At 67.9% G+C, this 24762-nt stretch carries 20 protein-coding genes and 6 tRNA genes; 3 read left to right on the top strand and 23 right to left on the bottom strand.

Annotation, left to right across the window (positions count from 1 at the left end; translation table 11 throughout):
- Positions 1 to 74 precede the first annotated feature (74 nt).
- Entirely contained in the window at positions 75 to 1214 is a 1140-nt protein-coding gene (locus D7Y04_RS10035) for an acyltransferase family protein (protein ID WP_120600166.1), read from the top strand.
- Between the two features lie 145 nt (positions 1215 to 1359).
- Here the strand turns inward: D7Y04_RS10035 and D7Y04_RS10030 are convergent, their stop codons facing one another.
- Positions 1360 to 2544: a tRNA-uridine aminocarboxypropyltransferase gene (locus tag D7Y04_RS10030; RefSeq protein WP_120600165.1), complete on the bottom strand. Its 1185-nt coding sequence runs from the start codon at positions 2542 to 2544 to the stop codon at positions 1360 to 1362.
- A gap of 115 nt (positions 2545 to 2659) precedes the next feature.
- On the opposite strand from D7Y04_RS10030, the gene D7Y04_RS10025 reads away from it, so the two are divergent.
- Positions 2660 to 3400, top strand: a complete 741-nt coding sequence (locus D7Y04_RS10025) for a 16S rRNA (uracil(1498)-N(3))-methyltransferase (protein WP_121759332.1) — start codon at positions 2660 to 2662, stop codon at positions 3398 to 3400.
- Here D7Y04_RS10025 and D7Y04_RS10020 read toward each other — a convergent pair.
- From D7Y04_RS10020 to D7Y04_RS09950, 15 genes are all read right to left on the bottom strand, one after another.
- The gene (locus D7Y04_RS10020; RefSeq protein ID WP_222595330.1) at positions 3381 to 4781 is read right to left on the bottom strand and encodes a DUF2914 domain-containing protein; all 1401 of its coding nucleotides are present in this window, start codon (positions 4779 to 4781) and stop codon (positions 3381 to 3383) included. The genes D7Y04_RS10025 and D7Y04_RS10020 overlap by 20 nt on opposite strands.
- 81 nt (positions 4782 to 4862) lie before the next feature.
- Positions 4863 to 5180 (bottom strand): Grx4 family monothiol glutaredoxin, encoded by a 318-nt coding sequence (grxD, locus tag D7Y04_RS10015; RefSeq protein WP_120595424.1) that lies wholly within the window; start codon positions 5178 to 5180, stop codon positions 4863 to 4865.
- A gap of 17 nt (positions 5181 to 5197) precedes the next feature.
- Positions 5198 to 5455 (bottom strand): BolA family protein, encoded by a 258-nt coding sequence (locus D7Y04_RS10010; RefSeq protein ID WP_120595425.1) that lies wholly within the window; start codon positions 5453 to 5455, stop codon positions 5198 to 5200.
- Positions 5455 to 6000: a YqgE/AlgH family protein gene (locus D7Y04_RS10005; RefSeq protein ID WP_120595445.1), complete on the bottom strand. Its 546-nt coding sequence runs from the start codon at positions 5998 to 6000 to the stop codon at positions 5455 to 5457. Before D7Y04_RS10005 ends, D7Y04_RS10010 begins: the two co-directional genes overlap by 1 nt.
- Positions 6001 to 6060: 60 nt before the next feature.
- The gene (locus D7Y04_RS10000; RefSeq protein WP_014394875.1) at positions 6061 to 6510 is read right to left on the bottom strand and encodes a response regulator; all 450 of its coding nucleotides are present in this window, start codon (positions 6508 to 6510) and stop codon (positions 6061 to 6063) included.
- A gap of 65 nt (positions 6511 to 6575) precedes the next feature.
- Positions 6576 to 7388 carry an ABC transporter permease subunit gene (locus D7Y04_RS09995; RefSeq protein WP_121759059.1) on the bottom strand — a complete coding sequence of 271 codons (813 nt, stop codon included), beginning with the start codon at positions 7386 to 7388 and terminating at the stop codon, positions 6576 to 6578.
- Positions 7385 to 8269 (bottom strand): ABC transporter permease subunit, encoded by an 885-nt coding sequence (locus D7Y04_RS09990; RefSeq protein ID WP_120595427.1) that lies wholly within the window; start codon positions 8267 to 8269, stop codon positions 7385 to 7387. Before D7Y04_RS09990 ends, D7Y04_RS09995 begins: the two co-directional genes overlap by 4 nt.
- A 129-nt stretch (positions 8270 to 8398) precedes the next feature.
- Positions 8399 to 10060, bottom strand: coding sequence for a peptide ABC transporter substrate-binding protein (locus D7Y04_RS09985; protein WP_120595446.1), 1662 nt, complete (start codon positions 10058 to 10060; stop codon positions 8399 to 8401).
- Between the two features lie 175 nt (positions 10061 to 10235).
- Positions 10236 to 12695: an endopeptidase La gene (lon, locus tag D7Y04_RS09980; protein WP_121759058.1), complete on the bottom strand. Its 2460-nt coding sequence runs from the start codon at positions 12693 to 12695 to the stop codon at positions 10236 to 10238.
- 194 nt (positions 12696 to 12889) lie between these two features.
- Positions 12890 to 15076: a prolyl oligopeptidase family protein gene (locus tag D7Y04_RS09975; protein ID WP_233601340.1), complete on the bottom strand. Its 2187-nt coding sequence runs from the start codon at positions 15074 to 15076 to the stop codon at positions 12890 to 12892.
- 191 nt (positions 15077 to 15267) lie between these two features.
- Positions 15268 to 16551 (bottom strand): ATP-dependent Clp protease ATP-binding subunit ClpX, encoded by a 1284-nt coding sequence (gene clpX / locus D7Y04_RS09970; protein ID WP_120595429.1) that lies wholly within the window; start codon positions 16549 to 16551, stop codon positions 15268 to 15270.
- Positions 16552 to 16783: 232 nt separating this feature from the next.
- The gene (gene clpP / locus D7Y04_RS09965; RefSeq protein ID WP_120557687.1) at positions 16784 to 17404 is read right to left on the bottom strand and encodes an ATP-dependent Clp endopeptidase proteolytic subunit ClpP; all 621 of its coding nucleotides are present in this window, start codon (positions 17402 to 17404) and stop codon (positions 16784 to 16786) included.
- 47 nt (positions 17405 to 17451) lie between these two features.
- Positions 17452 to 18729 carry a trigger factor gene (gene tig, locus D7Y04_RS09960; RefSeq protein ID WP_121759056.1) on the bottom strand — a complete coding sequence of 426 codons (1278 nt, stop codon included), beginning with the start codon at positions 18727 to 18729 and terminating at the stop codon, positions 17452 to 17454.
- Between the two features lie 103 nt (positions 18730 to 18832).
- Positions 18833 to 18914, bottom strand: a tRNA-Leu gene (locus D7Y04_RS09955).
- 132 nt (positions 18915 to 19046) lie between these two features.
- Positions 19047 to 19119: transfer RNA gene (locus tag D7Y04_RS09950), tRNA-Lys, on the bottom strand.
- A gap of 333 nt (positions 19120 to 19452) precedes the next feature.
- Here D7Y04_RS09950 and bet point away from each other — a divergent pair.
- On the top strand, positions 19453 to 20544 hold the full coding sequence (bet, locus tag D7Y04_RS09945) for a phage recombination protein Bet (protein ID WP_120595430.1): 1092 nt from the start codon (positions 19453 to 19455) through the stop codon (positions 20542 to 20544).
- 864 nt (positions 20545 to 21408) lie between these two features.
- Here bet and D7Y04_RS09940 read toward each other — a convergent pair.
- From D7Y04_RS09940 to rph, 7 genes are all read right to left on the bottom strand, one after another.
- The gene (locus D7Y04_RS09940; protein ID WP_121759055.1) at positions 21409 to 22737 is read right to left on the bottom strand and encodes a serine protease; all 1329 of its coding nucleotides are present in this window, start codon (positions 22735 to 22737) and stop codon (positions 21409 to 21411) included.
- 176 nt (positions 22738 to 22913) lie between these two features.
- A tRNA-Arg gene (locus tag D7Y04_RS09935) sits at positions 22914 to 22987 on the bottom strand.
- Positions 22988 to 23001: 14 nt separating this feature from the next.
- Positions 23002 to 23075 (bottom strand) — tRNA-His (locus D7Y04_RS09930).
- A 94-nt stretch (positions 23076 to 23169) separates the two neighbouring features.
- A tRNA-Arg gene (locus tag D7Y04_RS09925) sits at positions 23170 to 23243 on the bottom strand.
- A 39-nt stretch (positions 23244 to 23282) separates the two neighbouring features.
- Positions 23283 to 23356: transfer RNA gene (locus D7Y04_RS09920), tRNA-Pro, on the bottom strand.
- 71 nt (positions 23357 to 23427) lie between these two features.
- Positions 23428 to 24018, bottom strand: coding sequence for an RdgB/HAM1 family non-canonical purine NTP pyrophosphatase (gene rdgB, locus D7Y04_RS09915; protein WP_121759054.1), 591 nt, complete (start codon positions 24016 to 24018; stop codon positions 23428 to 23430).
- A complete protein-coding gene (gene rph / locus D7Y04_RS09910; RefSeq protein WP_120595432.1) occupies positions 24015 to 24719 on the bottom strand; it encodes a ribonuclease PH in 705 nt (234 codons plus the stop codon). The genes rdgB and rph overlap by 4 nt, the downstream gene beginning before the upstream one ends.
- Positions 24720 to 24762 lie beyond the last annotated feature (43 nt).

Below are 24762 nucleotides of genomic sequence, written 5' to 3'. Positions count from 1 at the left end.
CCTCCGCGAAGGACGCGACCTGGGCTGAGAGTGAAAATCCGGCGCGTTTCCACGCCTGCCGACCCCCACGGTTGGTGCGTTTTGGAGACGAGGCCCGCACGTGGGCTTATGCTCGGACCGTTTTGAAAGGCTTCGGTCCCTCTCTCAACTTCCGGCAGACCCGGCACCCCGCGTTGGATGGCGCGCGAGGACTGGCCGTGCTCGCCATGGTGATGGGTCACACGCTGGACGCGCTGCTCGCGCCCGCGTTCCGGGACCATCCGTGGATCCAGGAGTACTGGAAGATCCGGGGCATCACCGCGCCGCTGTTCCTGCTGGTGAGCGGCTGGGCGGTGGTGATGGCGCTGGGCACGAAGCCGGGCGCCGCGAAGGACTCCTTCGGCCGCCGGTTCCGCCGCGCGCTGCTGCTGCTCTTCCTGGGCTACCTGCTGCACTGGCCGGGCTGGGGCGCGGTGCGCGAGCTGGGCTTCTCCGAAGCCATGTTGCGCAAGGTGTTCCAGTTCGACGCGCTCCAGTGCATTGGCGCAGCGCTGCTCCTGGGCGCCATGGCGCTGGTGGTGACGCCGAACCGGGGCGCCCGGGCGTTGCTGCTGGGCGGGCTGGCGGTGGGCATCCCCCTGGCGAGCGCCGGGATGTGGGACGCGGGCGCGCACCTGCCGGTGCCGTTGCAGCAGTTCATTGGCAATGGCGAGGGCAGCCGCTTCCCGTTCTTCCCCTGGGCGGGCTTCTTCTTCGCGGGCGCGTTCGCCGCGCACGCCCTTCACCTGCTCAAGCCGGGCCTGCCGCAGGGCTTCTCATTGCTCGCGCTGGGCGGAGCGCTGCTGGCGCTCACCCGTTGGGTGCCCGTGGAGTGGACGCCCACCAGTCCCACGATGGTGATGTACCGCGTGGCGCAGGGCCTGCTGGTGCTGGGCGTCGTGAACCTGCTGCCGCAGCGGGTGAGCGGCCTGCTGGCTCCGCTGGGACGTCTGTCGTTGTGGATCTACGTGCTGCACCTGCCGGTGGTGTACGGCTGGGCGGACATCGCGGGCCTCGCGCAGCGCATCGGTCCCCGGCTGGGCATCGCGGCGGCGCTGGGTACCTCCGTGGCGCTGCTGGTGGGCTGCTATCTCATCGCCCGGATGGGCCGCTGGGTCCGCGAGCAGGCCCGTCCGTGGCGCGCTGGATCCACCACGCTGAACGCCAGCGTCGGCACCGCGCGCCTGGGCCAGTAGCAGGAAGCCCCGTCCGTTCACGCGGCCGGGACGACGGCGCGCAGGGCGGCCACGCTCGCGGCCTCAGCCCTCGGAGCCGGTGCGCGGCAGCTTCGCGGGCGGCTCGGTCGCGTTGCCACGCGCCACCAGCTCACGCGTCACGGCCTCAACCCTCGGAGCCGGTGCGCGGCAGCTTCGCGGGCGGCTCGGTCGCGTTGCCACGCGCCACCAGCTCACGCGTCACGGCCTCCAGTGCGTTGATGCGACGGCCCGCGCGGCCCCGGGCCCACGTCGCTACCTCCGGCGCCTTGAGCAGCTCCACCGCCTGCTCCACGCCGCCCGCCTTGCCCTTCAGCGCCCGCGCGGTCACCAGCCGCACGTTGCGCGCGGCCCTGCGCGTCAGGCCGCTGTTCCACAGCAGATCCAGGGCGAACGAGGTCCACACCGTCAGCTCGTCGTCCGGGCGCAGGAACGCCTCGAAGCGGGCCAGTGCCTGGGCACGCGGCTCACCGGCGCGCAGCTCGTCCTCCGGAAGCTCGACGTGCAGCGACGTGCTGTACGCGAGCGGCTGCTCGGGCGCGATGACCGCCTCGAAGCGCTCGCCCGTGGAGTAGCGGACCGCCACCAGGTGCACCAGCTCCGGAGGGATGCCCGCCTCCAGCGGGTGCGCGTTCGCCTCCGCGTAGAAGAGGACCAGCCGGTCCGCGGCATCCGCCAGCGAGCGCAGCTCCAGCGGCGGGCGCCACTCGCCCTTGTAGATGCGGCGGCGGTTGGGCCCCGTGCGCGTCTCCTGGCGCTCCAGCTGCGTGTCCACCATGAACTCGAACGCGCCCAGCATGCGGTCGAAGTACTCGGGCTTGCCCTCCAGCTGGCCGAGGATTTCCGCCACCGCCTCGATGGTGGAGACGCAGTGGTCCGCCGGCTCCGCGCGGATGCGGTAGTTGCTCGGGCGGCGCGGCACGAAGCCGATGCGCGGCAGCGCCGCGAGCACCGGGTTGCGCATCACCACCTTCTTCGCCTGCGGCCAGGTGCCGTCCACGACGATGAGCGTCTCCGGAGGGTTCGCCTGGGCCTCCTCCACGGAGATGGCGTCCTCGCCCGGGAAGAGCACCGCGACGCGCTCCGGGTTCTTCGCCAGCTCCTCCAGCCGCGCGTGGCCGGAGAAGTCCACGCCCCGGTGCAGCTCCGAGTTGGTCAGCGACAGGTGCGCCATGCGCGCCGTGCCAATGGCCACGCGCCGCTCCCTCGGATGCTGGAGGAACACCACGCGCGTGCGCGTCTGGAGCTGGGGGACATGCGCGCAGTAGCACGCGCTTTCAGGACGCAGACACTTGATGCAGAAGGTACGCACGCCCGGCCCTTTATCACGGCCCCGCCCCGCCCTGCCCCGGTCGACCGGGCACGGCCCCTCCCGGAAGGCTCGCCCCCTCCCCTGCCCGCCCGGGAACGGCTACATGGAGGGGACCGTGAACCTGCTCCTGCTCTTGGACGAGGACTTCCAGCCGGACGGCACCGCCCGGCTCACCGGCCGTCGCGCCCAGCACGCCCGCGACGTCCTCAAGGCCGAACCCGGCGAATCCCTGCGCGTGGGCCGCCTCAACGGCCTCATCGGCACGGGAGAGGTGCTGGAGAACGCCCCCGGCCTGCTCCACCTGCGCGTCGACCTCACGGACTCACCGCCGCCCCGGGCCGGCGTGGACCTGCTCCTGGCCATCCCCCGCCCCAAGGCGCTCAAGAAGGTCCTGCCCGCCGTGGCGTCCCTGGGCGTGGACCGCATCGTGCTGGTGAACGCGGCCCGCGTGGAGAAGAGCTACTTCGACTCCAAGGTGCTCAACGAGGCCTTCGTCCGCGAGCTGCTCCTCCAGGGCCTGGAGCAGGCCCGCGATACGCGCATGCCGGAGGTGCTCATCCGCGAGCGCTTCCGCCCCTTCGTCGAGGACGAGCTGGACGCTGTCTTCGGCCCGGAGCCGCTGCGGCTGCTCCCCCACCCGCCCGCCAGCCTCTCCCTCCAGGCCCGGGACATCACGCGCGCCGCGCGGGTGGTGCTCGCCATCGGCCCGGACGGAGGCTGGGTGCCCTTCGAGACCCAGCTGCTGGAAGCCCAAGGCTTCCTGCCCTTCTCGCTGGGCCCCCGCATCCTGCGCGTGGAGACGGCGGTGCCGGTGCTGCTGGGTCAGGTGACGCTGCTCAAGGCGCCGGCGCCGTAGCCGCGGGGGCCACGGCCTTCGGAGGATGGTCCTTCTCCCAGGCCTCCAGCGGCAGCGGCTTGGTGGTCTTGAGCACGGACACCTCCACCTTGTTGGTGGGCTTCTCCGTGCCCGTGCCGTCGATGACGGTGAAGTTCAGGCGGTTGATTTCATGCCCGCTCTCCGTCTCCACCACGACGCGCCAGTCGCCCGGTTTGAGCGGGATGCCCGGCCGCGCGTAGTAGCGGAAGCCGCCCTCCGAGCCGTTGCTGCTCACCGGGGCACGATAGCCCTTGCCCAGCGCCGTCCAGCCCTTCTCCGGGTGGTCATGGAACCAGCGCACGACCACGTAGTAACTCTCGAAGCCCTTGGGCGCGAAGATGCGGAAGAAGTACACAGGCTGCTCGCCGTTGCGCGCCGTGAACTCCTGGTCGCCGTGGTGGAACGCCGTCCAGACCTTCCACCAGGGCTGCTCGTCCGACGTCAGGCGATACACGCCCGAGGTGCCATAGACGCTCTGGGGGACCTTCTCCACCGCGTGGTAGATGCCGCTGTACTGCACCGCCAGGGGCACCGGCGGAATCACGCCCAGGAAGTAGCACCCGAGCAGCAGCGCCTGCGCGCCGAAGCCAGGCACCGCCACCGTGCGCAGCAGCGCCTTCTCATCCGGCCGCCACCGCTTGAGCACGCGAAGCAGCCCATAGATGCTCCCGCAGCCCAGCACGACGGACAGCGTGAAGATCCACCACCCCACCCGTCCGAACAGCACCGGCAGCAGCGACGCGAAGTACAGCGTCACGCACAGGCTGAAGACGGCCACACGGATGACGGGGCCCAGCTGGCGGAAGCGCGGCAGCTCGTTGGCCACCAGCAGTCCGAACATGCCCGCCATGAACAAGAGCGGCGTGAAGCCCGACGAACTCTTGAACAGGAACAGCGTGAACGCGCTCAGCAGGCTGCCCATCAAGAAGTGCAGCGCGTCCTCGCGGAAGCGCCATACCTTGACCAGCAGCTTCGGCGGCTCCACGCCTTCCGGGTAGCGCTGCTCCAGCACCAGCAGGCCCGCAAGGATGGCCAGGTAGACGAAGTTCTGCACCTCCGTGAGCGCGTCGTCGACGGGGCTCAGCGTGAGGACGTCGTAGAGAAAGCCCGCGAAGAAGAAGAGGGCCATCTCCTGCTTCTCGTACTTCGCGCGGAGGGCCTGCACGCGGTCCACCAGCGTGGGCGTCTTCTCCGTGCTGACGAGGTCGTCCGGATCCGCGACGGCGGCGCCGGGCGTGGCGACCGCGACGTTCGCGCCGGGAGGAAGGGGGCCCCCCTCGACCGGCACGCCGGGCACTTCGGTGGACGCGTCCTGCGGCTTCGACTCAGGCGGTGTGACGGTGAGCACGGCGGCTTTCAACCCCTCTTGGCGACCGCCGCCCAGTCTACGCGGGGGAAGGGGCCCGGGTCTTCCCCCCGGGCCACTACTCCCGAACCGCGCCTACTTGCCGCCGGCGGCGACCAGGTCCTGCAGCTCGCCGCGCTCGGCCAGCTCCGTCAGGATGTCCGACCCACCCACGAACTTCCCGTGGATGTAGACCTGCGGAATGGTGGGCCAGCTGGAGTAGTCCTTGATGCCCTGGCGCACGGCAGGGTCCGCCAGCACGTCCACCGTGTGCACCGGGCCCAGCGGCTGGAGCAGCTGGAGGGCGCGCGCGGAGAAGCCGCACTGGGGGAACAGGGCATTGCCCTTCATGAAGAGGACGATGGGGTGCGTCTTCACCGTCTCGTCGAACTGGGCCTTGAGGGTCGGATCCATGAATTGTTGCTCCTTCTTCAGCGGGGCCCGAGCTTCTTCCACTGCTCGGGCGAATAGGTCTTGAGCGCCAGCGCGTGCAGCTCGCCTGACTTGAGCCACTGCTGCAGCGGCGCGTACACCAACTGGTGCTGCTCCACCATCGTCTTGCCGGTGAAGGCAGGGGAGATGACGCGAGCTTCGAAGTGGTCTCCCGTCCCAGTGGTGTCGTTGAACTCCACCTCCGAGCCCGGCAGGGCGTCCAGGAGGTAACGGCGAAGCGACTCGGCGTCGAGCATCAGTTCATACCCTTTCCCATCACCAGCATGGCCGGGTCCACGCCCAGTCCACGCAGGGTGGCATCCCACAACTTCGCCGGGTCCTGTCCCAGCACCGCGTCCGCGGTGGCGTCGGCGTACAGCCACGAGCCCGCGGCGATTTCATTCTCCAGCTGCTTGGGGCCCCAGCCCGCGTACCCCAGGCAGAAGCGCACGCGCGGATCCGTCCGCTGCAGCAGCGGCCCCAGCGCGTCCAGCGTGACGCTCAGGTAGAGGCCCGGCAGGACGGAGTGCTTCTCCGCGACGGTGTCGTCGTCATGCAGGACGAAGCCGCGTTGAGGCTCCACCGGGCCGCCCACGAACACCGGCTGCGACACGCGGTCCGTCGAGATGTCCATCGACTGACCGCGCGCCAGCTCACCCAGCGTCAGGGGCGCTCCCCGGTTCACGATGAGCCCCATGGAGCCCGTCTCTCCGTGTTCGATCATCAGGATGACCGACCGGTAGAAGTTCGGGTCTCCAAGCTGGGGCATGGCCAGCAGGAAGCCGGAGGCGATGTTCTTCACGCCAGGGAGCATCGGCCGTCCGGCGGGGGTGTGCAACCGGAACCCGCTCCCCTGCTGCGCTCAGTGCCAGCTCTGGTGCTTGGACTTCAGCGCCTTGGCCAGCTTCTCCGGATCCAACGGCTTGCCAATGAAGAGGTCCGCGCCCAGGCCCTTGCACTTGCGAGCGGTGGCCGCGTCGCTCATGGCGCTCACGCCGATGAGCACGGCCTGAGGGAACTTCTCGCGCAGCTTGGACATGAGCGTGGTGCCGCTGCGGCCGGGCAGGAACACGTCCACGATGGCGGCGTCCATGCGCTTGTTGCGCACGGCGAACTCGGCCTCCTCCGCGCTGCCCACGGGCATGGCGTCGTAGCCCCAGGTGCTCACCAGCTCCACCAGGAGCTCGCGGTGCGCGGCGTCGTCCTCGACCACCAGCACCGAGCCCCGGACGGTCTCCTTGCGCAGACCGTCGTCACGCGGACGCTCATCACGGGCAGGCGAGAGGGGGATTTCTTCCGTGGGGAGGGACATGGTGTTCACCTGAGGGCAAAGGGGTTCCGTCCGTGTGAAACCTTTGCCTCAATGTGCGGCATTCCTCACACTTCGCGACGGCTACCTCCCCCCAATGCCTGGGAAGCGAGCGAGGCGCCAAGCACCAGCAGGACGAGCAGTCCCCAGGCGGGAATCACCACACGGCCGCCGCCCTCGTAGATGAGCGCGGCGTAGGAAGTGCCCAGGTAGCGGCCCAGGGACATGGGCTCCATGCGAGCGATGCCGAAGAAGCTCACCGTGGACTCGGTGAGGATGGCGCTCGGCAGGCGGCTCAAGAACACGGCCAGCACGAAGGGGCGCAACATCGGCCACAGGTGCACGCGAAGGACATGCACGCCACCACCGCCCAGGGCCCGCGCGGCGGCCACGTACTCCTGGCCCTCCAGCGTGGCCAGGCGGTCGCGGAACATGCGCGCGGGGCCAGCCCAGCCCACCAGGGCCAGGGACGTCACCATCAAGCCGAAGGGGCCCAGGCCGCCACCCATGCCCGCGTCCATGAGGGATTGGCCCGCGAGTTGGAGCACCATCACCACGAGGACATCCGGAAGGGCGAACACGGCGTCCACCGCGCGCAGGAGCACCTGCTCCGTCACACCGCCGGACAGCCGCGCGAGCGCCGCGACGGCCAGCCCCAGTACGGTGGACAGAGCGCCGGCCGCGAGCCCGATGGCCAGGGATACCCACAGGCCACCGAAGGCCAGCTCGCACACGCTGCGGTCCGGGCGGTTCAGGTCCCAGCCGAGCGGACAGGTGTTCGCGAGTGCTTCGGGGAACAGGCGTCCGGCCACGAGGCTCAAGGCGCCCAGGCCCACGAGGAGGACCAGCCCCACCCAGGCGCGCAAGGGGATGCGGCTCAAGCGCGGGCCTCCCGGGCACGTGGATCCACGAGCATGCGCAACAGCTCCACGGTGAGGCTCACGACAACGAGCACGGTGGCGAAGGTGGTGGTGGACACGACGACGACGGCGACCTGCTTGTTGAGGACGGCGAGCACGTAGAGCTGGCCGAAGTACGGCAGGCCAAAGACGCGCTCCGCGGCGAACGAGCCCGCGAGCAGCGCGGTGGCGACAGGCGTCACGGCGTCCAGGAGCGCGGGCCACACGTTGGGGAGGACATGGCGGCGCAGCACGGTGCCGGGGTCCAGACCCTTGCTGAGCGCGGTGCGCACGTAGTCACGGGACAGCTCGGTCTCCAGGGCATCACCGACGAGCGTGCCCAGGAAGGTCCCCGGCCAGATGGCGATGACGACCGCGGCGCAGAGCTCCGGCAGCAGGTGTCCGCGCTCCACCACGGCGGGGGCCAGGAGCAGTGCGGGGATGAACACGGGAGTTCCGAACGCGATGGCGGGGAGCACGTCCCCGAGCACGGCGAAGCGCCCTCGACGCCAACGGGTGCGCAGGAGCGCGAAGCCCACCGCCCAGGCGAGCGCGAGAGGCAGCGCGACCAGGCCCACGCCCACGCTGCCGGAGAGTTTCTGGAGCAGCTCATCGCCAGTGATGCCCTGAGCGCTGGTGCCCAGACGCTCCCCTGCGAAGAGCTTCTGCCAGGGCCTAAGGAACCCGAGCGGTTCACCGATGCCCAGGTCGCGCTGATACGAAGCCGCCAGCTCCGGAGACACCTGACGCTTGTTGTCGCTCTCCGTGGTGAGCGGCAGCGCGGCCATGAGGAAGTAAGAGGCCACCGCCACCACCGGCACGAGCACGAGCTGGCGCACGAGGCGCGTCGCGATGAGGCGCATGCGCTAGGCCCTCCGCTTCGTGCACGCAGCGAGCAACCCCGCGCCGCGCGACCAGCACTCATGCCGTGGGCCCACGCAGCGCGACGCCACGCCTCGCATCACGGAGCCCGTGTTCATCGTCCGCATGCGCTACGGCCCCTGCCCTTCCGCGCGGGCCGATGGCGTTTCATCCGGTCCCAGCCGCAGTGCGCGCAGCGCGAGGAAGTTGAACGGATCCACGTCCAGGCCGTGCAGCCGCGCCCGCGCCCGGAAGTAACGGTCCGGGTGGTACAGCGGCGCGATGACGGCCTCCTCCCCCACCAGCACCTCCTGGGCCTTCGCGTACAGCTCCCGCGCATGCGCCGGATCCGGGTCGCCGTCCGCCTCCTCCAGCAGCTGCTCGAAGCGGCGCATCGGCTCGCCGCCGCCCTGCGTCTCCCATCCCGTCTGGTGGTTGCCCTGCCGTTCGAACAGCGTGAAGAACGTGTTCGGGTGCGCGTAGTCCGCGCCCAGCCGCCGCAGGAAAAGGTCATACGCACGCGGTCCCTGCGGCGTCCTGCGAGCCACCTCTGCGGAGAAGTCCGACCGCGAATCCACCACCACCTGCACACCCACCTTCGCGAGCTGCGCCGCGATGCGCTCCGCCAGCGCCTCCTCCGGCACGAACGAATCCCCTGCCTTCACCACCAGCCGCAGCGGACGGTCCAACCCCTTCGCCCCCGCCAGCTCCGTCTTCGCCCGCTCCGGCTCGTAGCGAGGCAGCCGAGCCGCCTGCTCCGGCGTCGCAGCATCCGGCAGCTCCGGCGGCAGCAACACATTCGTCGCGCGAGCGGCCGGCAGCAGCCCCGCGAGCAGCGCCTCCCGGTCCAACGCCCGAGCCAGCGCCCGGCGAACCTCCGGCCGGTCCAACGGCGGACGCTCCGTGTTGAAGCCCAGGAAGTACGTGGACAACAGCGGCTCCCGCTTCAGGTCCGCCGCCTTCATCCCGCGCAGCGCCGCCGCGCTGTCCACGAAGACGAAGTCCACCCGGCCCCGCTCATACAGCGCAGGGCCGATCTCCGACTTCATCAGCGTCAGCACCGGCGCTGGCGTCTCCCCGGGCCCCATCGGAGGAAGGAACGCACTGCGCGGGTTGTAGACCAGCCGCACGCGCTCTCCCGCGCGGTCCCACCGCTCGACTCGATAAGGTCCCACCGCCAGCGGGCGCCCATCGCGAGGCCGGTCGAAGTAGTCGCGAACCGCCTCGTCCGACTTGCCCTCCAGGTCGGCCGAAGGCGCGGGAAAGAACAGGTACACGTTCGCGAGCCGCGCCAGGAAGTAGCTCCGAGGCCGCTCCAGCGTCACCCGCAGCGTCCGCGCCTCCACCGCCTCCACCCCGACCCGCGACAGCGCCGCCTTCACCTCCGCCGCAGGAGCCCCGCGCTCCTGCAGCGCGAGCACCTCCTCCGCACCCTGGAGGTCCGCCATCTCGCCGCGCTCGCGGCCCAGCAGCGCCCGGTGCCACCCGAAGACGAAGTCGCGCGCAGTGACGGGCGAACCGTCAGACCACGTCACGTCCTCGCGCAGGTGGAACGTGTAGACCTCATGCCCGGCCGCGTCCGCTTCACGCTCCCACCGCTCCGCCAGGCCCGGCTGGACCGAGTGGTCCGCCCCCAACGTGGTGAGCCCCTTCTGCGTGGCCAGCATCACCGGGTAGTTCACCCAGCTCTGCGGATCCGAATGGCTCCAGTCGAGCGTGGTGGGCATCGCCGGCACCACCACCTTCACGCCCGGCTCGGGCTGGAAGCCGCACGGCCCGCAGGCCGCGACCATCACCAGCACCAGGGAGTAGGACAGGATTCGCGCGCGGGGAGCCACTCCCCGCGTTGTACCCGACCTGCCCGTAAAAAAGAGAGAAGCCAGGAGACCGGCGACTCCTGGTCGGCCGGCATCCTGGCTTCGTCACCACCCATCCCAGGCCCCCTCAAGGGGCCCGGGACTCAAGGCCTCAGGAGGCCGGCACGGAAGGCGTGGACACCGCATCCGGTACGGACAGCCCCATCTTCAGGTTGTCCCCCGCTCCCTTGCGGCCGAACTCCTCCGGCTTCTCCAGGAGCAGCGCCTCACGCAGCACGTCGTCCACGAACTCCACCGGGACGATGCGCAGCGCCTTGCGGATCTTCAGCGGGATGTCCTTCAGGTCCTTCTTGTTCGCCTTCGGAATCAGGACCGTCTTGATGCCCGCGCGGTGCGCCGCCAGCGTCTTCTCCTTCAGACCGCCGATGGGCAGCACGCGGCCACGCAGCGTGATTTCACCCGTCATCGCCACGTCCCTGCGAACCGGCACGCGCGTCAGCGCGCTCACCAGCGCCGTGGCCATGGTGACGCCCGCGGACGGACCGTCCTTGGGAATCGCGCCCTCCGGCAGGTGGACGTGGATGTCGTAGTTCTCGAACACCTTGCGGTCGATGCCGAAGCGCTCCGCGCGGCTGCGCACGTAGGACATGGCCGCCTGGGCGGACTCCTGCATCACCTCACCCAGCTTGCCGGTGATGATGAGCTTGCCCTTGCCCGGCATGGACGTGGCTTCCGTGGTGAGGATCTCACCGCCCAGCTCCGTCCACGCGAGGCCCGTGACGATGCCCACCTGGTCCTCGCGCTCCGCCACGCCGTAGCGGAAGCGGGGCGTGCCCAGGAACTTCATCGCCTGCTTGCGGTCCACCTCGATGAGGTCCCGCTTGCCGTTCTTCAGCACGTCGCGGGCAATCTTCCGGAACACGCCGCCAATCTCACGCTCCAGCGAACGCACACCCGACTCGCGCGTGTACCGGTGCACGATGGTCTTCAGCGCGTCGTTGGTGATGTCGATCTTCAGGTCCGCGAGGCCGTTGGCCTCCTGCTCCTTCGGAATCAGGTAGCGCCGCGCGATGGAGAGCTTCTCCGGCTCGGTGTACCCCGCGATGCGAATCACCTCCATGCGGTCCTGCAGCGGACCGGGGATGTTGTGCATCGTGTTCGCGGTGCAGATGAACATCACCTTGGACAGGTCGTAGTCGAGGTCCAGGTAGTGGTCGTTGAAGTTGTGGTTCTGCTCCGGGTCCAGCACCTCCAGCAGCGCCGCGCTCGGGTCGCCACGGAAGTCCGTGGACATCTTGTCGATCTCGTCCAGGAGGAACACGGGGTTGTTGCTGCCCGCCTTCTTCAGGGACTGGATGAGCTTGCCCGGCATCGCGCCGATGTACGTGCGGCGGTGGCCGCGGATCTCCGCCTCGTCACGCACGCCGCCCAGCGACAGGCGCACGAACTTGCGGCCCGTGGCCCGCGCGATGCTGCGCGCGAGCGACGTCTTGCCCACGCCCGGAGGACCCACGAAGCACAGCACGGGGCCCTTCAGCTTCTTCACCAGCTGCTGCACGGCCAGGTACTCGAGGATGCGCTCCTTCGGCTTCTTCAAGCCGTAGTGGTCCTCGTTGAGCACCCGCTCCGCTTCGGTGACGTCCAGCCGGTCCTGGGTCTCGTCGTACCAGGGCAGGCTGATGATCCAGTCGATGTAGTTGCGGACGACCGTGGCCTCGGCGCTCATCGGGCTCATCATCCGGAGCTTCTTCAGCTCCTTCTTGACCTTGAGCGTGGCCTCCTTGCTCATCCGCTTGTTCTTCAGCTTCTCTTCAATCTCCTGGATCTCGTTCTTGAACTCGTCGCGCTCACCCAGTTCCTTCTGAATGGCCTGCATCTGCTCATTCAGGTAGTACTCCTTCTGGGTCTTCTCCATCTGCTTCTTGACGCGCGTGCGGATCTTCTTCTCCACCTGGAGAATCTCGATCTCGCCCTGCATCAGCTCGTAGAGCTTCTCCAGGCGCTTGGCCGGGGACTCCGTCTCGAGCAGCGCCTGCTTGTCGTTCAGCTTCAGCGACAGGTGCGCGACGATGGTGTCCGCCAGGCGCGCAGGGTCGTCGATGCTGGCGACCTGCATCAGCATCTCCGGCGGGATGCGCTTGTTCAGCTTCACGAAGGCTTCGAAGACGGAGTGGACGGAGCGCACCAGCGCCTCCAGCTCCACGCTCTTCTCCAGCGTCTCCTCGACCTCGTCCACCTCGACCATGAAGAAGGCGTCGTTGGGGTGGAACTTCTTCACCTTGGCGCGGCGCACGCCCTCCACCAGGACCTTCATCGTGCCGTCAGGCAGCGGAAGGAGCTGGATGAGGTGGCCGATGGTGCCGAAGTGGAAGATGTCGTCGGGCGAGGGGTCGTTCGTCTTGGCCTTCTTCTGGGCGGCCAGCAGGATGACCGCCTTGTCATCCGGCCCCTTGTGGGCCATCGCGTCCTTCAGCGCCGCGATGGACTTCTCCCGGCCGACGAACAGCGGAACGACCATGTGGGGGAACACGATGATGTCCCGAAGGGGCAAGAGCGGGATGGTGAGGCCCCGCTTCTGGGCTTCCTTCTTGTCGTCACGTCCGAAGAACATGTATCCGCCACCCGCTGGCCAGCCATACAGGCAGGCCCTTCAAGAGTTGCCCACATGGCGCCCAAGCGCTCATGCAGGGTGAAACGCTGCTCTATAACACGCCGGTCGCAGGACCCGTTCCCCGCTCAAGATTGGGGGTCCGCACCCTGCCTTCAAGGGAACACCGGGAGGCAGGAGTGTGTCCTGCCCCGATTCTAGCGGCTCTCGGCCGCCACCCCGGCATCCGGCCAGGCGACGCCCAGGGTCTGGAAGAGGAAGGCATACATGTCCACGCTGGACTCGATGGCCTTGGCCACCTGGTCCGCCCCGCCATGACCTGCGTTCGCTTCGATGCGTAGCAACGTGGGCGCCGGATTGCCCTTCGCGTTCTGCACCGCCGCCACGAACTTGCGCGCGTGCATGGGGTCCACCCGGTCGTCGTGGTCCGAGCTCATCATCAGCAGGGGCGGGTAGCTCACGTCCTGGCGCACATGGTGGTAGGGCGAATAGGCGTACAGGGTCTTGAACTGCCCGGCGTCGTCCGCCGACCCGTACTCCGGCACCCAGGTCCGCCCGCTGCCGAACAGGTGGAAGCGCACCATGTCCAGGAGCGGCACCCCGCACACCACCGCGCCGTACAGCTCAGGGCGCTGCGTCATGGCCGCGCCCACCAGCAGGCCGCCGTTGCTGCCGCCGTAGATGGCCAGCTTCTTCGCCTGCGTGTACTTCTCCTTCGCCAGGTACTCGGCCGCGCCCGCGAAGTCGTCGAACACGTTCTGCTTGCGCGCGCCCTTGCCGGCCTCGTGCCACGCGGTGCCGTACTCACCGCCGCCGCGCAGGTTGGCCACCGCGTAGATGCCGCCCGCGTCCAGCCACGGCAGGATGCTCGCGCGGAAGCCCGGCTGCATGCTGACCAGGAAGCCGCCGTACCCGTACAGGAGCGTGGGCGCGGTGCCGTCCTTCTTCAGGCCCTTCTTGTAGACGAGGAACATGGGCACCTTCGTGCCGTCCTTCGACGGGTAGAAGACCTGCTCCGTGGTGTACGCGTCCGGGTCCATGGGCACTTCCACCTTCGCCCACAGGTCCACCTTCCCGCTCTTCACGGACGTCCGGTACACCTGACGGGGCGTGGTGAAGGAGCTGTAGGCGAAGTAGGCGTCGTCCTGGTCCTCCAGGCCCAGCAGGTTGCTGGCGGCGCCCACGCCCGGCAACTGCACGGTGCGCACCGGCTTGCCCTCCAGCGTGGTGATGCGCAGCTCCGTCGTCACGTCCTTGAGGTACTCCAGCGCCAGGTGGCCACCCACCAGCGACACGCTCTCCAGCGTGGCCTTGGGGTCCTCCGGCACCAGCTCCTTCCAGTTCGCGCGCTCGGACTTCTTCGGGTCCACGGCGAAGACGCGCTGGCGCGGGGCACCCTCGTCGGTGACGACGTAGAAGCGGTCCTTCCAGGCGAGGACGGTGTACTTGGCGCCGTTGCCCTTCACGAGCAGCCGCCAGTCCTTCTCCGCCGGGTGCTTCCAGTAGACGTCGTTCTCGCTCCAGCCGCGGAGGATGGACGCGAAGAGGTACTTGCCGTCACGCGACAGGTCGCCCTGGAGGAACGTGGTCGGGTCGCCGGTGCGCTCGTGCACCACCACGTCGTTCTTCGGGTCCTGGCCCAGCTTGTGGAACTTGAGCGTGGTGTAGCCCGGGCGCGCGTCCACCGGGATGGAGGAGTCCGTGGGCAGCCACTCGTAGTAGAAGCCCTTGCCGTCCGGCGTCCAGTTGGTGTTGGCGTACTTCGCGCCCTCAATCACGTCCACCTTGGACCACTCACCGGTGTCCACGTCGATGACGTGCAGGGTGGCCTCGTCCGCGGCGTTGGGGCGCACCGGGAAGGCCACGCGCTTGCCATCCCACGACGGCACCCAGCGGCCCAGGGACACCGGGGCGTCCTTGCTCATGACGTTGGGGTCCAGCAGCACCTTCTCCTGTCCGGACTCGCCGTCCTTCCAGTAGACGATGGCCTTCTCCTTGTCCTTGTGGGTCCGCATGTAGAAGTAGCGGTTGCCCCGGCGGAAGGGCGCCGTCACCGAGTCCACGTAGAACAGCTCCGTGAAGCGCTTCGTCAGCGCGTCGCGGCCCGGCATCTTCGCCAGCGCGTCACGGGTGAAGCCGTCCTGAGACTTCATCCAGGCCTGCACGTCAGGGGCCTTCTCGTCCTCCAGCCAGCGGTACGGATCCGCCACGTGCTCGCCGTGCAGCGTATCCACCACCGCGTCGGAGCGGGTCGCCGGGTAGGCCATGCGGGAAGGGCCCTCCTGGGCCGGAGCGCTCTGCGTCGCTGGGGACGCGGCGGGGGCTTCATCACGCGTGGCTTCCTTCGAGGAAGTACAGGCCACGAGCGACAACAGGGCAGGCATGAGGAGCTTTCTCATGGGGGACAGCAGATACAAGAAGCCCCCCGCCCCGGCCGCAAAAAAGCGTGGCCCGTCCCCACGCCCGGAAGCCCGCTTGGAAAAGACGAAGGGCGCGTCCCGGCCCAATGACCGTGACGCGCCCCGTCATCCCCATCAGGCCCTTGCGTGCCCCTAGAGGATGCTCCGCCTCAACGTCAGGCGGATTCCTTCTTCGGCTCCGGCGTCTCCTTGTTGTCCTGCGAGTGCAGGACGACGGGCTCGCTCTTCTTGAGGATGACCTCCTCGGAGATGAGCACCTCGCGGGCCGTCTTGCGGGACGGGATTTCGTACATCACGTCCAGCATGGCCGTCTCCAGGATGGAGCGCAGGCCGCGAGCGCCCGCCTTGCGGCGGATGGCCTCCGACGCGATGGCCTTCAAGGCCCCGTCGGTGAACTTCAGCGACACGCCGTCCAGCTCGAAGAGCTTGCGGTACTGCTTGGTGAGCGCGTTCTTGGGCTCGCCCAGGATGTTCACGAGCGCGCCTTCGTCCAGCTCCTCCAGCGCGGTGATGATGGGCAGACGGCCGATGAACTCCGGAATCATGCCGAACTTGAGCAGGTCCTCCGGCTCCACTTGCTTGAGCAGCTCACTCAGGTTGCGCTGCTTGCGCGACTGGATCTCCGCGCCGAAGCCCAGGCTGCGCCCACCCATGCGCCGCTCAATCACCTGCTCCAGGCCGCCGAACGCGCCGCCGCAGATGAAGAGGATGTTGGTGGTGTCCACCTGCAGGAACTCCTGCTGCGGGTGCTTGCGGCCACCCTTGGGCGGGACGTTGGCCACCGTGCCTTCGATGATCTTCAGCAGCGCCTGCTGCACGCCCTCGCCGCTCACGTCGCGGGTGATGGAGGGGTTCTCCGACTTGCGGGCAATCTTGTCGATTTCGTCGATGTAGACGATGCCCCGCTGCGCGCGCTCGATGTCGTGGTCCGCGGCCTGGAGCAGGTTGACGATGATGTTCTCCACGTCCTCACCGACGTAGCCGGCCTCCGTGAGGCACGTGGCGTCCGCGATGGTGAAGGGGACGTTGAGGATGCGCGCCAGGGTCTGCGCGAGCAGCGTCTTGCCGGAGCCCGTGGGGCCGAGCAGCAGGATGTTGCTCTTCTGCAGCTCCACATCGTCCATGGCGACCTTGGACTCGATGCGCTTGTAGTGGTTGTGCACCGCCACGGAGAGCGTCTTCTTCGCGCGCTCCTGGCCCACCACGTACTCGTCCAGCACGGCCTTGATTTCCGAGGGCCGGGGGATGCGCAGCTTGGTGTCCTTGGTCTCCTCGCGGTCAATCTCCTCCGCGATGATGTCGTTGCACAGCCCGATGCACTCGTCGCAGATGTAGACCGTAGGGCCCGCGATGAGCTTCTTCACCTCCTTCTGCGACTTGCCGCAGAAGGAGCAGCAGAGGGTCTGGTTGTCTCGCTTCTCCACGTTCTTACCCGCCATGAAATCCCTCGCTGCGCCTGAAAGGCCCCAACCCGCTTCGCGTCCGGTCCCCTGCCCACACCAATCTAGTCAGCCCCCATCCGGAACGTCCACGCACCTTCCGGGTACTTAACAAGGGGAAAATACCGGTGATGGGGGAAAACAGAAGGCCGGAGGCGCGGGAGAAGATTCCCAGCACCCCCGGCCGCCGACCGGGTGTTTGACACCCCGGTCCGTTCGGATGTCGGTGTGTCTACTTCTTCTCTTCCGGCTTCACGCCCACGACCTTCCGGGGGTCCTGGATGGCGTCGAGGATGCCGTACGCCTTCGCCTCCGTGGCGCCCATGAAGTAGTCGCGGTCCGTGTCCTTCTCCACGCGCTCGATCGTCTGGCCGGTGTGCTTGACGATGAGCTCGTTGAGCTTGGCCTTCATGCGAAGGATTTCACGGGCCTGGATTTCGATGTCCGTCGCCTGGCCGCGCGCGCCGCCCAGCGGCTGGTGGATCATGATGCGGCTGGAGGGCAGCGAGTAGCGCTTGCCCTTCGCGCCGGCGAGCAGCAGCACGGCACCCATCGAGGCCGCCTGCCCCACGCAGATGGTGGAGACGGGCGCCTTGACGTACTGCATCGTGTCGTAGATGGCCAGACCGGCCGTCACCGAGCCACCGGGCGAGTTGATGTAGAGGTTGATGTCCTTGTCCGGGTCTTCGGACTCCAGGAACAGGAGCTGGGCGACGATGGCGTTGGCCACGTCATCGTCGATCTCCGTTCCCAGCATGACGATGCGGTCCTTCAGGAGCCGGCTGTAGATGTCGTACGAGCGCTCACCCCGGTGGGTCTGCTCGATGACGTAGGGGACGGGCATGAAGGGCATGTCGGATGGACCTCTAGAAGGAACTCAGAAGGCTTGAGGAAAAGACCTCAAGAATACTTCGCCCGGCCCTTGAGGAATTCAATCGTCTTTTCCTCGCGGAGTCGCAGAGACAACCCAAGGCGCTCGTCCGGGCCCTTGAAGTACTTCTTCACCTGGGCGACCGGCTGGTTGGCCTCGATGGCCAGGTCCTCGATGCGCTTCTCCACGTCCTCGTCGGACGCCTGGATGTTCTGCTGCTGGGCAATGGCCTCGAAGAGGAGCGTGCCCTTCACCTCCAGGGTGGCCTTCTCCCGCATCTCGTCGCGCAGGCGGTTGAAGTCCAGGCCCAGCTGGCGCGGGTCGATGCCCTGGCGCTGCATCTGGCGGAAGGCGCCCTCCATCATGGAGTCGATGGCGCGCTCCACCATGGCGCGGGGCACGTCGAACGGGTTCTTCTCCAGCAGCGCCTTGATGAGCCCGTCGCGCTCGTCCACGGTGGACTGGTTCTTCCGGGCCTTCTCCAGGTCCGAGCGCACCTTGGCGCGCAGCTCGTCCACCGTCTGCGCGACGCCCGTCTGCTTGGCGAAGTCGTCGTTGAGCTCCGGCACCACCGCCTTCTTCAGCTCCTTGACGATGATGTGGAAGACGGCCGTCTTCCCGCGGACCTCTTCGGCCTGGTAGTCCTGGGGGAAGGTGTACTCGACGTCCTTGGACTCGCCGACCTTCACGCCCGCCAGCTGCGGGATGTTGCCCTGGATGAGGTCGCCGTCCTGCACGCGCACGCCAATGCCGTCCGCCTTGCTGCCGGGGAACGCATTGCCGTCCACCTTCGCCTCGAAGTCGATGGTGACCTGGTCGTCCTGGGCCGCGGTGTCGCGGTCCGTGACGGGCTCGATGCGGCCCAGGTTCTGGCGCATGTTCTCAATCTGCTGGTTCACCGCGTCGTCCGCGACGGCGGTGTCCACCTTCGTGAGAGACAGGCCCTCGAAGTCCTTGGCCTCCACCTTCGGCTTCACCTCGACGCGGGCCTCGAAGCTGAAGGGGGCGCCGGGCTTGATGCCGGAGTTGGTGACCTGGGGGGAGGCGACGGCCTCCACCTTGTGCTCGCGCACGGCGTCCAGGTAGGCCTTCTGGACGACGCGCTGGATGACGTCATCCTCCACCTGCTCGCGGTACTTCTGCTCGAGGATGCGGCGGGGAACCTTGCCCTGGCGGAAGCCGGGCATCTTCACCTGGCCGCTGAGCGCGGCGTACGCGCGGTTGAGCTCCTCAACGACGCGGGCGTTGTCGACCTCGATGGAGAGCTTCTTCTCAATGGGAGAGAGCTCTTCGACCTGGACCTTCATGCGGGCCTCGCTCGCCGCCTCCACGGGCAGTACGTCCCGGGGCGGCAACCGGAAAGTGGGACGTGCGGCTTTAGGGGATAGGCACGAACGGGTCAACGCGAAATGGGCGAGGAGGGACTCGAACCCTCACACCTTGCGGTACCAGATCCTAAGTCTGGCGCGTCTACCAGTTTCGCCACCCGCCCGACGCGTCGCGCGACCGCCGTCCTACTCCGAAACGTCCGTGGACGACAGGGGCTTTCCCGTGCGGACCTCCCCGCTAGGGAGTGCCGGAAAAGACACAGGGCCCCTTCCGTTTCCAGAAGGGGCCCTGCGAGTGAGAGCGGAGGGAATCGAACCCACAACCTATGGATTAAGAGTCCATTGCTCTGCCAATTGAGCTACGCTCCCGGCTTTGCTTTCGGCCGCGTTGGCTTCGCGACGTCCGAGGTGGCGCGGTGAATACCGGTCGCCGCCCGCCCTGTCAAAACGTTTTTGCACCCTCCTCACATTCTCCGCGGTGGAACCGGATGCCCGGCGTGCGGCCGTCCGTCCCCGCGCCCGGGAAGCGATGCGAAGGGCCTGCCCGGCTCGCATGTTGATCCACGCCTCGGTTCGCGCTGCAGGCCTGTAGCAGGGGGACCGTCCAGGCCCCTGCCCCACGGGTCGTGCGCCGTGTGCCCGGGCAACCATGTGGGCGGGCGAGGGTCGTCCGCCTTTTCGAGCGGTGCTGGAGACACAGTGATGGATGCGAATGTGAAGGCGGAAGGAACGACGTCGCCGCAGGGCGCGGCCTGGAACCGGGAGCGGGTGGAGCTGGTGAAGCGGACCATCTGCCCCCGGGGAATCAGCGAGGACGAGTTCGCCCTCTTCATCGAGCAGTGCAAGCGCAGCGGGTTGGATCCGCTCCTCAAGGAAGCGTTCTGCGTGGCGCGCCGGCAGAACGTGGGCAACCGCGAGCGGCCCAACTGGGTGACGAAGTACGAGTTCCAGCCCTCCGAGGCGGGGATGCTCGCCCGGGCGGAGCGCTTTCCGGACTTCAAGGGCATCCAGGCGAGCGCGGTGTTCGCCGAGGACGAAATCGTCGTGGACCAGGGCAAGGGCGAGGTGGTGCACCGCTTCAACCCGGCCAAGCGCAAGGGCGCCCTGGTGGGTGCCTGGTCGCGCGTGGTGCGCGAGGGGAAGCTGCCCGTCGTCGTGTGGCTCGACTTCTCCGGCTACGTCCAGCAGACGCCGCTGTGGGCCAAGATTCCCACGACGATGATCGAAAAGTGCGCGCGCGTGGCGGCGCTGCGCAAGGCGTACCCGGAGGCCTTCGGCGGACTGTACGTGCGCGAGGAGATGCCGGCCGAGGAGTACGACGCGCACGATGAACCCGCGCCCGCCTCCGGTTCCTATGAGGTGCTGGGCTCGAAGCCGGGCCCGGTGAAGGCGTCCTTCCCCACCCTGGCTCCGGCGCCCGCCCCCGCGGAAGCCGCCAAGGCAGTGGAGAAGGCGCGGACGCTGGAGAAGGAGGAGGCGCGGCTCGACGTGGACGTGCCGCTGGCGCCGGCCACGACGGTGGCGGCGGTGCCGGTGTCCCAGACGCCCGAGCGTTCGAAGGCGAGCGCGGTGGTGGTGGCGTTCGGCCCCCACAAGGGCAAGACGACGTCCGAGCTGTCCGACGAGGAGCTGAGCGAGACCATCGACCTGGCGCACGAGAAGCTGATGGAGCAGCCCCGGGCCCGTTGGGCGAAGGCCATGCGCGAGAACCTCACCGCGCTGGAAGCGGAGACGGAGCTGCGCTGCCAGGCGCCGTCCTCCAAGGACCGCGCCGGGACGAACCCGGAGGCCTGAGGCCGGGTCGTAGCCCCGAAATGAACAACGCCCGCGTCCCGGAAGAAGGGGCGCGGGCGTCTTGCTTTCGTGCGCTCAACATCCGCTTCGTCGTATCCGCCACACCCCTGGCATTCCACGCCGTGCGTCTCCACCTGCACTCCCGGTCAATACGATTGACCAGGATGGAGCAGCGGACATGGCCTGGCGGTGCATCGTGGCGGAGCTGTTCGTGGGTGGGGGACACACGCTTCGGGGCATCCACGGTGGAGGGCGTCTGGGTGGACCGCGCAGGCCAGCCCGGCCTCCCTTTCCTCGCGCTGGCCCAGGCCCCAGCGGGGACCTACAAGCTCGTTCCCCGAGCGGACGAGGGGCTGTTCCTGGGGGTCACGGGCTTCGCTAAGAACTGGGCGGCGGCGTTCGAATCGCTGCAGCGCTCCAGCCGCCCTGCTCCCGCCTGGCTCGCACAGGACGCCGGGCGTCCCCTGCTCCGGCTTCCGGATGGCACGGGCGACTTCCGGTACGCGGTCAGCGGAGGAAGCTACTCGGACTGCCGGCATGACGTGGAGTTCATCGCGCCGTCGGGGCAGTCGTGCGCGCAGTTCCAACTCCCCTCCATGAATTCCGTCGAACAGGTTTGCGGCCCGATGAGCTTGGCCCGGGATGGAACGGTGATCGAGACACTGCGCAGGAGGAGCCGCTCGGATGGCTATTACGACTCCGAGGGGAACCGGCACAGCATCGTCTCGTCCAGTTGCCGGGTCCGGTGGTGGCCGGCGCTGCTCAAACAAAGAGGGTCTTTCAAAGGCAGAGAGGAACAACGCCCGCGTCCCAGCTCAAGGGGCGCGGGCGTTGTCGCTACCGAGCAGGCAGCGCGGCTACGGCCTACGGAATCCCCTGGTAGGCCATGGGGCTGCCCGGAAGACTGTAGGTCCAGAGCACCGGAGGGGCGGACATGTCAACTACGCTGGCGGAGAGGACGCCCGTCGCGTTGTTGCGGAACGCCGCGGGGAGCTGGAACCTGAAACCGTGCGCGCCCGTGAGACCGAATTGCTCGTTGATGTCCGTCCGGATCTGGTCCGTCTGAACAGTGAGGGTCGTACTGGAGATGGGAAACGACGTCCGCATGATACTGACATCGACCGTGACCTGAGCCTCCGGCGTCCTGCGGTCGAAGACCCACCCGGTGACCCAACCCGCGCTGTCGATGCTCTCCAGAGCGCCCGTGAACTTGAAGCAGAGGCGGCCGCTGGTGAATCCCGGCGTGGCGCAAAGCTTGTCGAGAATGGGCCGCATGGCATAGCCCGAGGCGGTTTCACGCCAGAGCGACTCATTCGCTACGTTGCAGGTGTTGGAGCTGTTCGGCACGTAGTCATCTCCACCTGAGCCAGCGAAGAGGACCCCCGCCACGGTATAGCCTCCCTGCGCGTACATGGCACTGCCAGAGTTCCCACCAAACGTATCCAGGTCCGCCTTGAGGTTGTCGTTAGTGGCCAAGGACCGCAGGATGCCCGCTGAATCAATCTTCAGCGGAATCCCACTGGGAGAGCCAATAAGGGCCATGGCCTGTCCTTGAGGGAACGGGTGGTTCCCGAAGGCAACTCGAGCAGGAGTGAATCGCGGCGTCGCCGGACGATCCAGCCGGATGATGGCGTAGTCCTCAATCCAGGACGAGCCACTCTCGCGCCTCCGGTTGAGAACCATCTCCTTGCAGGTGAAGTAGTCCGCGCTCGACATGGAGGCGACCGTCGTGGCGTTGGTACGGTAGTACCCGAAGACCCAAGCTTGCGCGCCACATGACGTCCCGACGCAATGTCCCGCAGTGAGGACAAGGTCGTCGTCAATCAACACTCCTGAGCATTCTCCCAGTGTCGGGTCGTTGTAGAACCGCTCGCCTGAGCAGAGGTCTTTTTTCGCCCCGAGGATCTCGCTTGCAGCGACATTCGCCGACGTAGGTGCCCCAGACCTGGTCATCATGATCGGTGTCGAGTTGATGGCGAGCGCGGCCAGGGTCGCATCAGGATGCGCATAGACATCCTGCCGGTCATCATAGAAAGAGATGACTTTGTCCCGGCGCTCTTCCAGGTGCCTGGAGTCATCCAGGTCTTCCCCGGCGGGTCCACATGCACCAGCCGAAACCCCAGACACGACAGCCATCAACATCGCTACACTTCGCGAAGCGCCCCAGCGCTTGGCGCTCGTCTTGTTTGTCATATTCCCCTTCACGGAAAGCGCGGAGGCTTTTAGACAAACACAGCATGAATGAAAGAAATTATTTCCGCGTGAACAATTCCAGTGCCACACGGAGCGTGGTGGCTGCGGTTGGACGGGAAAACCGAAGCGCGGAGCCAGGAGGCGGCGTCTGACGCGGCTTCAGAGGGTTGAGACAGTGCGCCCAGAGGGACTTGAACCCCCAACCCTCGGCTTCGAAGGCCGATGCTCTATCCAGTTGAGCTATAGGCGCGGGAAGCAAAGAAGGGCGAATGACCGGGATCGAACCGGCAACCTCCGGAGTCACAGTCCGGCGCTCTAACCAGTTGAGCTACATTCGCCGTCACTTCGCACGTCTCACGGCGTTGCTGCGGCGGTCTCCTACCGTGGAAACCAAGGCCATTCAAGGCCCAAAACCACCGGCCAGCAGATTAGCGCCCCAGGCAGGGCTCGAACCTGCGACCCCCGACTTAGAAGGTCGGTGCTCTATCCAGCTGAGCTACTGGAGCTGGCCGGTCCTCACTGCTGAAACATCACGGCACTTCAAATCGGGGCGAGAGGATTCGAACCTCCGACCCCCTGCGCCCAAGGCAGGTGCGCTACCAGGCTGCGCTACGCCCCGAGAAGTGCCGCATTCTTCGCCTAACGCGGACGGACGCGCAAGCTTGCTGTTCCTGACGCCCGCCCGCCCGGTCAAAGCGCCAACAGATGGCGCCGCATCAGCTGGAAGGCCCGGGCCCGGTGCGACACCCGGGACTTCTCCTCCGGTGCCAGCTCCGCCATGGAGCGCCCACCCTCCCCCTCCACCTGGAACACGGGGTCGTAGCCGAAGCCGTTCGTCCCCTTCGGGGCCCGCAGGATGACGCCCTCGCAGCGGCCCACCTCCACCCGGGGCGCGTCCCCCTTCCCGGTCACCAGGGCCAGGGCACAGCGGAAGGACGCGGTGCGCTTCTCATCCGGCACGTCCGCCAGCTCGGTGAGGAGCTTCTCGTACCGGGCCTTGTCGTCCCCCGGCGCGTACCGGGCGGAGAGCACGCCGGGCTGTCCGTCCAGCGCGTCCACGCACAGCCCGGAGTCGTCCGCCAGCGCGGGCAGCCCGGTGGCCTCCGAGTACTCGCGGGCCTTCTTCACCGCGTTCTCCTCGAAGGTGGCGCCGTCCTCCACGGGCTCGGGCACGGGGGGCAGGTCCTTGAGGGACACCACCTCCACCGAGTCGCCCACGAGCGCGCGCAGCTCGCGCAGCTTGCCGGCGTTGCCGGTGGCGAAGAGCAGCCGGGGCTTCATCCCAGCACCTTCGCCTGCGCGGCGGCGAGCTGCTGGATGGCGGCCAGGCCCCCGTCCAGCATCGCGTCCATCGACTTGCGGTCGAAGAGCTTGTGCTCGGCGGTGCCCTGCACCTCCACGATGCGGCCATCGCCCGTGGCCACGAGGTTCAGGTCCACCTCCGCGGTGGAGTCCTCGTCGTAGTCCAGGTCCACGCGCACCTCGCCGTTCACCACGCCCACGGACACCGCGGCCAGCGGCGTGAGGCCCTTCAACAGGCCCGGCTTGTTGAGCGAGCGCATGGCCAGCACCAGCGCCACGTACGCGCCGGTGATGGACGCGGTGCGTGTGCCGCCGTCCGCCTGGATGACGTCACAGTCCAGCGTGAAGGTGCGCACGCCCAGCGCCTGCAGGTCCACCGACGCGCGCAGGGCGCGGCCGATGAGCCGCTGGATCTCCATGGTGCGGCCGGTCTGCTTTCCCTTGGCGGCCTCGCGAGCGCCACGGGTGTGCGTGGCGCGCGGGAGCATGCCGTACTCGGCCGTCACCCAGCCGCTGCCCTTGCCCATCAGGTGCGGCGGGACGCGGTCCTCCACCGAGCAGGTGACGAGCACCTTCGTGTGGCCGAACTCCACCTGGACGGAGCCCTCCGCGTAGCGGTTGACGTTGGGCGTGAGGGTGACAGGCCGGAGGTCCAGCGCACCACGGTTGAACGAACGCACGGGGAAAGGCTCCTGACAGGGAGGGACAGGCGAAGCCCCCACG

The sequence above is a fragment of the Corallococcus sp. AB038B genome, from assembly GCF_003668955.1.
In the GTDB taxonomy this organism is placed as follows: domain Bacteria; phylum Myxococcota; class Myxococcia; order Myxococcales; family Myxococcaceae; genus Corallococcus; species Corallococcus exiguus.
The sequence above is the reverse complement of the archived record's forward strand: the minus strand, read 5'-3'. Positions and strand labels throughout refer to the sequence as shown.

What these genes read in the sequence shown, in the direction of transcription:
- grxD (WP_120595424.1), bottom strand. Translation starts at nt 5,180, where the DNA reads ATGGATCCGACCCTCAAGGCCCAGTTCGACGAGACGGTGAAGACGCAC.
- lon (WP_121759058.1), bottom strand. Translation starts at nt 12,695, where the DNA reads ATGTTCTTCGGACGTGACGACAAGAAGGAAGCCCAGAAGCGGGGCCTC.
- D7Y04_RS09940 (WP_121759055.1), bottom strand. Translation starts at nt 22,737, where the DNA reads ATGACAAACAAGACGAGCGCCAAGCGCTGGGGCGCTTCGCGAAGTGTA.
- clpX (WP_120595429.1), bottom strand. Translation starts at nt 16,551, where the DNA reads ATGGCGGGTAAGAACGTGGAGAAGCGAGACAACCAGACCCTCTGCTGC.
- D7Y04_RS09975 (WP_233601340.1), bottom strand. Translation starts at nt 15,076, where the DNA reads ATGCCTGCCCTGTTGTCGCTCGTGGCCTGTACTTCCTCGAAGGAAGCC.
- D7Y04_RS09990 (WP_120595427.1), bottom strand. Translation starts at nt 8,269, where the DNA reads ATGCGCCTCATCGCGACGCGCCTCGTGCGCCAGCTCGTGCTCGTGCCG.
- bet (WP_120595430.1), top strand. Translation starts at nt 19,453, where the DNA reads ATGGATGCGAATGTGAAGGCGGAAGGAACGACGTCGCCGCAGGGCGCG.
- rdgB (WP_121759054.1), bottom strand. Translation starts at nt 24,018, where the DNA reads ATGAAGCCCCGGCTGCTCTTCGCCACCGGCAACGCCGGCAAGCTGCGC.
- clpP (WP_120557687.1), bottom strand. Translation starts at nt 17,404, where the DNA reads ATGCCCTTCATGCCCGTCCCCTACGTCATCGAGCAGACCCACCGGGGT.
- D7Y04_RS09985 (WP_120595446.1), bottom strand. Translation starts at nt 10,060, where the DNA reads ATGGTCGCGGCCTGCGGGCCGTGCGGCTTCCAGCCCGAGCCGGGCGTG.
- D7Y04_RS10000 (WP_014394875.1), bottom strand. Translation starts at nt 6,510, where the DNA reads ATGTCCCTCCCCACGGAAGAAATCCCCCTCTCGCCTGCCCGTGATGAG.
- tig (WP_121759056.1), bottom strand. Translation starts at nt 18,729, where the DNA reads ATGAAGGTCCAGGTCGAAGAGCTCTCTCCCATTGAGAAGAAGCTCTCC.
- D7Y04_RS10010 (WP_120595425.1), bottom strand. Translation starts at nt 5,455, where the DNA reads ATGCTCGACGCCGAGTCGCTTCGCCGTTACCTCCTGGACGCCCTGCCG.